This is a genomic window from Streptococcus sp. 1055 (assembly GCF_013276815.1).
In the GTDB taxonomy this organism is placed as follows: Bacteria; Bacillota; Bacilli; order Lactobacillales; family Streptococcaceae; genus Streptococcus; species Streptococcus pseudopneumoniae.
Genome location: NZ_VMLT01000063.1, coordinates 1 through 5,001 on the forward strand (window position 1 = coordinate 1; position 5,001 = coordinate 5,001).

Consider the following 5,001-nt stretch of genomic DNA (forward strand, 5'->3'; position numbering starts at 1 on the left):
GTTTCGCAGGAAGTCTATTATCAAAAGGTGTTGATATATGGGCTGTTTCAAGATTACTAAGGCATAAAGATATACAACAAATTATTCAAACTTACGGACATACTCTAAAAGAGGGTTATTGATAAATAGTATAGGAAGAGCCTTAAAATAAGGTTTTTTCTATTTATCGATTCCAGCAGGGGGTATGTAATTAGATACTATAGTAGATTGAAACTAGAATAGTGTATCTGGACTTCTAAAACATTACTAGAAATTGATTTGTCCTATTCCTATTTCATTTTACTATAAAAACCGCTCAACTGAGCGGTTTTCGTCTATTCATACCCTCTTACAGTACCCATGTTCGGATGGCATGGGCAACACCGGATTCGTCATTTGTTTTAGTGATGTATTTGGCGATTTTTTTGATTTCTGGATTTCCATTTTCCATGACAACGGGGTTCCCAACGACTTCCAGCATGGCACGGTCATTTTCTTCGTCACCGATAGCCATGGTTTGATTTTTGGTCAATCCGAGTTTTTCAGCTAGGTGAGTGATGGCTGACCCCTTGTCTACATTCTTTTTAAGGAGTTCGAGGTAGAAAGGAGCAGACTTGTTGATAGAGTAGCGTTCGTAAAATTCTGCTGGTATCTTTTCAATTGCAGCATCGAGAACCTCAGGCTCATCGATGAACATACACTTGACGATTTCCTTGTCAGCCATTTCTTCAGGTGTGCGGTAGAAGATAGGCATGTTGACGAGGGTTGATTCGTGCACAGTGTATGTTCCGATATTGCGATTGGCAGTATAGATACCGTCCTTAGTAATAGCATGCATGTGGACACCGAGCTTACGACTGAGAAATTCCATATCCAGATAATCCTCATAAGTCAAGGATTCGCTGATAATCTCATGCCCTGTAGCAGTTTCTTGGACAAGGGCACCATTGAAGGTCACAACATAGTCACCCTCGTCTCTCAACTGCAAGTCGGCCAGAAGTTTGGCAACACCTGCGATAGGGCGGCCAGTTGCAATGACGACTTTGACACCAGCTTCTTTGGCATCTTGGATGGCAGAAAAGACTTCAGGAGTAATCTCCTTTTGACTGTTGACTAGGGTTCCGTCAATATCGACAGCGATTAGTTTAATACTCATAAAATTCCTCTTCTAGTTTTTATTTGGGGTAAAATGATCGTTCTCAATCAAGTGTAAAAATTGCTGGGTAATGCTTGCAAAGATGCTGTTTTGGTCCAACATTTCTTTTGGAAAATAAAAGCGATTATCTCCGTGGCGACTGCCAGCAAGGGATTGGACGATAGGAGACAGGCTAGAGAGTTCGGCCAGTTGACCATTTTTTTGTAAAATCTCAATCTGTGTCCGTGGATTTTCAGATTCGGGACGATAGATATCATAAGGGAGGTCAAAATTCTTATGAATGGCAGTGTAGTAGTCGGGATCAAAGCCGATATCCTCAACCAATTTTCTCATGCTAGCGAGTTGGTCTTGGTCTTCTTGTGAAAAAGTAATGGATTTAAAGACCTTGCGGTTGACAAAGCGTTGCGACAGGTCTGCAAGAATCTTGTCAGGACTGGTCATCCAGAGTTGGAAGTAGGTATTCATCACACCATCATCCAGAGCTAGATAGTCAGACAAGGTCACATTTTTTTCGAAGAAAGGCAGGAGGTGTGGAGAAGTTCGGGCAAAGAAATCCTTGTCCTCAGGATAGAGTTCCTTGGCGCGTTTGAGAAGATTCTGTAGGAGAACTTCCATGGCGCGTGTTGCGGGGTGGAAATAAACCTGCATGTACATCTGGTAGCGACTGAGGACGTAGTCTTCGATGGCGTGCATGCCATTGCGCTGAAAGGCGATACCATTTTCGACAGGACGAATGACTCGGAGGATGCGAGTCAGGTCAAATTCCCCATAGGACGCTCCTGTAAAATAGGAGTCGCGCAAGAGATAGTCCATACGGTCCGCATCAATCTGACTGGAAATGAGTTGCACCACCTGCTTGTTAGGATAGGTATGGTCTATGACACTGGCAACTTTTTCTGGAAAGTCTGGCGCCACTTGTAGCAGGACTTGGTGAATCTCCGTCTCAGGACTTTGGATGATTTCCTGGGTGATGCCCTCATGGTCTGTATCAAAGAGATGTTCAAAAGTATGGGAGTAGGCACCATGACCCAGGTCATGGAGGAGAGCAGCGGTCATGGTGAGGAGGGATTCGGCAAGATTCCATCCCTCAGGATATTTTTCTTCAAAAATCTCCGTGATACGTCGTGCAATTTCATAGACTCCTAGACAGTGGGAGAAGCGGCTGTGTTCTCCACCGTGGAAGGTATAACTGGAAGTTCCCAGTTGCTTGATACGGCGCAAACGTTGAAATTCTTTTGTATTGATCAAGTCATAGATGATTTGATTATTGACATGGATGTAGTTGTGAACAGGGTCACGGAATACTTTTTCGTTCATATGACCATTATAGCAAAAAGCTAGAGTTTTTGGTAAAATAGTAGGACAAGAGACAAGAAAGAGGACTTGATGTGAAGATTCGGATGCGAAATACGATTCAGTTTGATGAGCAGTTGGAAGTGATTGACCAACTTTATGACGTGGAAGTGCATGAAAAGGGAGATTATAGCTACCTGCTTTTCTATAATGAGGAAAAGGAAAAAGTAGTGATTAAATTCCATGGTCAAGAACTGGTGATGAGCCGTTTTTCAAATCCCAAGACCATTATGCGCTTTCTAAAGGATAGTGATAGTTTAGCCTACATTCCTACACCAATGGGCATGCAGGAATTTGTTATCCAAACCAGTCGCTATGAAGTTGATGGGCAAAAGATTGAACTAGATTATCAACTACAAAATCAAGAGGGACATCCCTTTGCCAGCTATCAATTGGAAATTACTTGGGGCTAGTCTCATGTCTTTTTCAAATTTACCTGGCTATCTTCTCGGATTGGCTTCCTAATGTGGTAGATTAGGCTAATTTTTGGTATAATAAAAGTTATGGAAATCGAAAAAACCAATCGTATGAATGCGCTCTTTGAATTTTATGCAGCGCTTTTGACAGATAAGCAAATGAATTATATAGAGCTCTATTACGCTGATGATTACAGCCTCGCTGAGATTGCCGAGGAGTTTGGTGTCAGTCGTCAGGCTGTTTACGATAATATCAAGCGGACAGAAAAGATTCTGGAAGATTATGAGATGAAGTTGCACATGTACTCGGACTACATTGTTCGCAGTCAGATTTTTGATCAGATTTTGGAGCGCTATCCCAAGGATGACTTTCTGCAGGAGCAGATAGAAATTTTAACAAGTATTGATAATAGAGAATAAGAGGAAGAAAAATGGCATTTGAAAGTTTAACAGAACGTTTGCAGAACGTCTTTAAAAATCTACGTAAAAAAGGAAAAATCTCTGAAGCTGATGTCCAAGAGGCAACCAAAGAAATTCGCTTGGCCTTGCTCGAGGCCGACGTTGCCTTGCCTGTTGTAAAGGACTTTATCAAGAAAGTTCGTGAGCGTGCAGTCGGGCATGAGGTCATTGATACCCTTAATCCTGCGCAACAGATTATTAAAATCGTTGATGAGGAACTGACAGCCGTTTTAGGTTCTGATACGGCAGAAATTATCAAGTCACCTAAGATTCCTACCATCATCATGATGGTCGGTTTGCAGGGGGCTGGTAAAACAACCTTTGCTGGTAAATTGGCTAACAAACTCAAGAAAGAAGAAAATGCACGTCCTTTGATGATTGCGGCGGATATTTATCGTCCTGCTGCTATTGACCAGCTTAAAACCTTGGGGCAACAAATTGATGTGCCAGTTTTTGCTCTAGGAACAGAAGTTCCAGCTGTTGAGATTGTACGTCAAGGTTTGGCGCAAGCCCAAGCCAATCATAATGACTATGTCTTGATTGATACGGCAGGTCGTTTGCAGATTGATGAGCTCCTCATGAATGAGCTTCGTGACGTGAAAGCATTGGCTCAACCAAACGAAATTCTCCTCGTCGTTGATGCCATGATTGGTCAGGAAGCGGCCAATGTTGCGCGTGAGTTTAATGCTCAGTTGGAAGTGACTGGGGTTATCCTTACTAAGATTGATGGCGATACTCGTGGTGGTGCGGCTCTATCTGTTCGTCACATTACTGGAAAACCAATCAAGTTCACTGGTACAGGTGAAAAGATTACGGACATTGAGACTTTTCACCCAGACCGTATGTCAAGCCGTATTCTTGGTATGGGGGATATGCTCACTTTGATTGAGAAAGCTTCTCAAGAATACGATGAGCAAAAAGCCCTTGAAATGGCTGAGAAGATGCGTGAGAATACCTTTGATTTCAATGATTTCATTGCTCAGTTGGATCAGGTGCAAAACATGGGCCCAATGGAAGACTTGCTCAAGATGATTCCAGGTATGGCCAACAATCCAGCCTTTCAAAACATGAAGGTGGATGAGCGTCAGATCGCGCGCAAACGTGCCATCGTGTCTTCCATGACACCTGAGGAACGTGAAAACCCAGATTTGTTAAATCCAAGCCGTCGTCGTCGTATCGCTGCGGGTTCTGGAAATACTTTTGTCGAAGTTAATAAATTCATCAAAGACTTTAACCAAGCTAAACAGCTCATGCAGGGTGTTATGTCTGGAGATATGAACAAGATGATGAAGCAAATGGGGATCAATCCAAACAATCTTCCTAAAAATATGCCAAATATGGGAGGAATGGATATGTCTGCCCTTGAAGGAATGATGGGACAAGGTGGTATGCCTGACTTGTCAGCTCTCGGAGGAGCAGGAATGCCAGATATGAGTCAGATGTTTGGTGGTGGACTCAAAGGTAAAATTGGTGAATTTGCTATGAAACAGTCCATGAAACGTATGGCTAACAAAATGAAGAAAGCGAAGAAGAAACGCAAGTAAGACGAAGGAAGGCCGCAGAGCTTTCCTTTTTTATACTCTTCGAAAATCTCTTCAAACCACGTCAACGTCGCCTTACCGTATATATGTGACTGAC

Annotated in this window: 5 protein-coding genes and 1 pseudogene; 4 read left to right on the plus strand and 2 right to left on the minus strand. The window is 42.7% G+C overall.

What is annotated here, in order from left to right; translation table 11 throughout:
• Positions 1 to 129: pseudogene (locus HT699_RS12175) on the plus strand (site-specific integrase); the annotation flags it as partial.
• 199 nt (positions 130 to 328) lie between these two features.
• Here HT699_RS12175 and yidA read toward each other — a convergent pair.
• Together yidA and HT699_RS06300 are read right to left on the minus strand one after the other, a co-directional pair.
• On the minus strand, positions 329 to 1,135 hold the full coding sequence (gene yidA, locus HT699_RS06295) for a sugar-phosphatase (RefSeq protein ID WP_172930576.1): 807 nt from the start codon (positions 1,133 to 1,135) through the stop codon (positions 329 to 331).
• A 12-nt stretch (positions 1,136 to 1,147) separates the two neighbouring features.
• Positions 1,148 to 2,452 (minus strand): HD domain-containing protein, encoded by a 1,305-nt coding sequence (locus tag HT699_RS06300; protein WP_001003510.1) that lies wholly within the window; start codon positions 2,450 to 2,452, stop codon positions 1,148 to 1,150.
• A gap of 71 nt (positions 2,453 to 2,523) precedes the next feature.
• Here HT699_RS06300 and HT699_RS06305 point away from each other — a divergent pair, with 71 nt between their 5' ends.
• From HT699_RS06305 to ffh, 3 genes are all read left to right on the plus strand, one after another.
• Positions 2,524 to 2,901, plus strand: coding sequence for a DUF1934 domain-containing protein (locus HT699_RS06305; RefSeq protein ID WP_078156127.1), 378 nt, complete (start codon positions 2,524 to 2,526; stop codon positions 2,899 to 2,901).
• Between the two features lie 90 nt (positions 2,902 to 2,991).
• The gene (locus tag HT699_RS06310; RefSeq protein WP_000402066.1) at positions 2,992 to 3,324 is read left to right on the plus strand and encodes a putative DNA-binding protein; all 333 of its coding nucleotides are present in this window, start codon (positions 2,992 to 2,994) and stop codon (positions 3,322 to 3,324) included.
• A gap of 11 nt (positions 3,325 to 3,335) precedes the next feature.
• The gene (gene ffh, locus HT699_RS06315; protein WP_172930575.1) at positions 3,336 to 4,907 is read left to right on the plus strand and encodes a signal recognition particle protein; all 1,572 of its coding nucleotides are present in this window, start codon (positions 3,336 to 3,338) and stop codon (positions 4,905 to 4,907) included.
• Positions 4,908 to 5,001: the final 94 nt, after the last annotated feature.